Source organism: Pseudoduganella sp. RAF53_2 (genome assembly GCF_052113985.1).
In the GTDB taxonomy this organism is placed as follows: domain Bacteria; phylum Pseudomonadota; class Gammaproteobacteria; order Burkholderiales; family Burkholderiaceae_D; genus Rugamonas.
In genome coordinates this window covers 1-3,297 of sequence record NZ_JBFRDW010000659.1, presented here as the reverse complement: position 1 = coordinate 3,297, position 3,297 = coordinate 1, and the positions used below count along the sequence as shown (strand labels likewise).

Sequence of the window (3,297 nt, the reverse complement as noted above, 5' to 3'; positions counted from 1 at the left end):
GCTAGTGCCGCCGTCGCTGGTGCTGGTGGTGCTGGCCGACCAGCTGAAAACCCAGACCGCCGCAGCAGATGTGGGCAGCATGTATCTCGGCGCATGGGGGCCGTCGCTGGTACAGATCGCGCTGTTCGCCATCTACACCTTCCTGCTGGCGCGTATCCGTCCGGAGTGGCTGCCTGCCGCACCGCAGGACGAACTGACCGAGCGTGGCTGGGAACTGTGGAAGAAGTGCCTGCGCGGGATTATCCCGGCCGCGGTGCTGATCTTCATGGTGCTGGGCACGATGATGCTCGGTATCGCCACGCCGACCGAATCGGGCGCCATGGGCGCGTTGGGCGCGGTGGTGCTGGCGGTGATCCGCCAGCCGGAATTCAATCGCCGCGATCACATCGTGTTCCGCATCGGCCTCACCGCTGGCGTGGTGGCTGCAGCCATCGGTTTCTTCTTCAACCAGGGCGAGGCCGGCCTCGCGCCAAACGCCAAGCCGTATGAGCAGGCTACGCTGGCCGTGCTGTACGTGGCGCTGGCCTGGATGATCTTCCGCGCCAGCCGTATCAGCGAGCTGCGCGGGTTGATCGTGTTGAGCTACCAGTCGACCATGCGCCTGACTGCGATGGTGGTCTTCATCCTGATTGGCTCCACTTGCTTCTCCGTGGTGTTCCAGGGCGTTGACGGCGGGCTGTGGGTCGAGCATCTGTTTACCGGCATCCCTGGCGGCTGGATCGGCTTCCTGCTGGTGGTGAACCTGTTCGTGTTCTTCCTGGCCTTCTTCCTCGATTTCTTCGAGATCGCCTTCATCGTCGTGCCGATGCTGGCGCCGGTGGCGCAGAAGATCCTGGCACCGCAACTGGAAGGCATTATGGGCAGCCCGGAGGCGGCGCAGTCCGCGGCGCTGGTGTGGTTCGGCGTGATGCTGTGCGTGAATATGCAGACCTCCTTCATGCATCCACCTTTCGGCTTCGCCCTGTTCTACCTGCGCGGCGTGGCGCCGAAAGAAGTCAAGAGCTCCGATATCTACTGGGGCGCTTTACCGTGGGTCGGCCTGCAGATGATCATGGTGCTGCTGGTGGCTGCGCTGCCGCAGACCGTGACTGCTTTCCTCGACCGCAGCACGGCAGGCACGGTGCAATCAGGCGATCTGCAAATTCAGACCGAAGCGCCACCGCCGGACAGCGACAAGAAACAGGAAGAGCCGGAGCTGAATTTCTCGGTGCCGGCGGAAGAAGAGAAGAAGTAATCAAAAGCAGGCTGCCAGAAAAGCCATCACCACCTGGATGCGCGGTGCCCGGCGCAAGTCGTCGTGCACCGCGATCCAGACCTCCCGCTTCAGCGCCTCGCCTCTGTGCGGCAAGCGCACCAGCCGCGCATCGGCGCCTCCCATGAAATCCGGCAGCACCGCTATGCCGACACCCGCCGCAGCCGCCGAGGCCTGCACCGCCAGGTCATTGCTGCGCAGGACAATCGGCGCATCGCCCGCCTCGTTCTGCAACCAGATCTGCTGCGGCRTTTCGTCCATGCTGGTGTCGTAAGCGATGTAGGCGCGGTCTTTCTTTTTCAGATAGGCCCGGGTGGCATAAAAGGAAAAAGGCACGGCAGCGATCTTACGCACCACGACGTCGTGATCCTGCGGGCGGCTTAATCGTATGACGATATCCGCCTCGCGCCGCACCAGCGACACATTGCGGGTGTCGCCATCCAGCCGAACATGCAAGTCGGGATGGGCCGCACGCAGCTCCACCAGGCGCGGTGCAATCAAGGCCGCCGCCATCGCCGGCGGTGCGCTGACCGATACCGTTCCGGCAATACCTGCCTGGCCTGCCGATGCAGTGCGCTGCACCGCCAGCGATTCCAGCTCCATGCGCTTGCCCAATTCGGCGATGCGTTCACCATCGCTAGTCAGGAAATAAGCGCGTGGCCGGCGGTCCACCAGCTTGAGTTGCAAGGACTCCTCCAACGCGGCAACCCGGCGAGCGACCGTTGCGTGGTCTACATTGAGAAGACGCGCAGCTGCCGACAAAGACTTCTCCTGCGCGAACACGGTGAAGTGGCGTAGATCTTCCCAGTCGAACATGGGTATTTCCTCACAAGCCAGGTGAAATATTGGGGAATTTCGCTTCTTCAGCGACGCCAGCAGAATAGCAACATCTGAAATTTGCTGCACGTCAGGAGTGAAAATGAAGTCTCAACATCCCGGCAACATCGCCGCCGCCGCATGGCTGGTGACAGCGGTGTTCATCTTGTCCAATTCGGCCACGCCGCTGTACGTGTACTGGCAGCGCCAATTTGCATTTTCATCGGCCTCGATGACCGTGATTTTCTCGGCCTACATCGCAGGTCTGATTGGCGCGCTCCTGGTGGCGGGCCAGTTGTCGGACCGCTTCGGCCGCAAGGCCGTGCTGGCGCCCGGCCTGGCTCTCGCCATGCTGGCCTGCGTTCTGTTCACCACGGCCGCCTCGGTCCATGCGCTGGTGGCGGCGCGCTTCCTGACCGGCGTAGCGGTAGGCACCGGCGTCGCTGCCGGTATGGCTGCCGTGGTCGAGGCAGGCGGCTCGGAGCGCAAGCGCCAGGCCTCGCAAGCGGCGTCGATTGCGATGGTCGTTGGAGCAGGATTGGGGCCGCTGCTGGCCGGCACATTGGCGCAGCTGATCGCGCAGCCGGCGCCGGCCATCTTCATCACCGAACTGTTGCTGATCGCGACTGCGCTTATCGTGCTCATGACACGGCCTTCGACCCACGTTGGCCGCGCCGGCCTGGCCTGGCGTCTGCCGACGGTGCAGGCGCAATACCGGATGGATATTGCATCAGGAGTCGCCGTGTTCGCGCCGGGTCTGTCGGCGACTTCCTTCGTCCTGGCGTTGGGACCGGCCTTGCTGTCCAAGCTACTGCACGTCAGCAGCCCTTTGGTGGCGGGTGGAACGGCCTGCCTGATGTTCATGAGCGCGACTGGCGCGCAACTGGCGCTGAAACATCTGCCGATCCGCACCATTCTGCAGTTTGGCGCTAGCGCGACTGCCCTGGCGATGATCGCGGTGACCACGGCTATCCATACCGAAGCTCCCGCCCTGCTCCTGCTCGCCGCTGTTTTGGGCGGCATGGGACAGGGCCTCGGCCAGCTCGGCGGCCTGAGCGCCATCGGCGTGCGCGTGCCGGACGCGCAGCGCGCACAGGCCATTTCCCTGCTCAATATCGGCGCCTATATCCCGGCCGGCCTGCTGCCGGTCGCCTGCGGCTTCCTGATCGACCGCATCGGCATGGAAGCCGGCGCCATCGCATTCGCTGCCGTGCTGTTCCTCGGTGCAC

Annotated in this window: 3 protein-coding genes; 2 read left to right on the top strand and 1 reads right to left on the bottom strand. The window is 63.9% G+C overall.

Annotation, left to right across the window (positions count from 1 at the left end; all coding sequences use genetic code 11):
* Positions 1-1,234 (top strand): TRAP transporter large permease subunit (locus AB4Z11_RS27310; RefSeq protein WP_442028983.1); only part of this gene is annotated, 1,234 nt, incomplete at its 5' end.
* On the opposite strand, the gene AB4Z11_RS27305 is transcribed toward AB4Z11_RS27310, so the two are convergent.
* Positions 1,235-2,068: a LysR family transcriptional regulator gene (locus tag AB4Z11_RS27305; protein WP_442028982.1), complete on the bottom strand. Its 834-nt coding sequence runs from the start codon at positions 2,066-2,068 to the stop codon at positions 1,235-1,237.
* A 103-nt stretch (positions 2,069-2,171) separates the two neighbouring features.
* Here AB4Z11_RS27305 and AB4Z11_RS27300 point away from each other — a divergent pair.
* Positions 2,172-3,297 (top strand): MFS transporter (locus AB4Z11_RS27300; protein ID WP_442028981.1); only part of this gene is annotated, 1,126 nt, incomplete at its 3' end.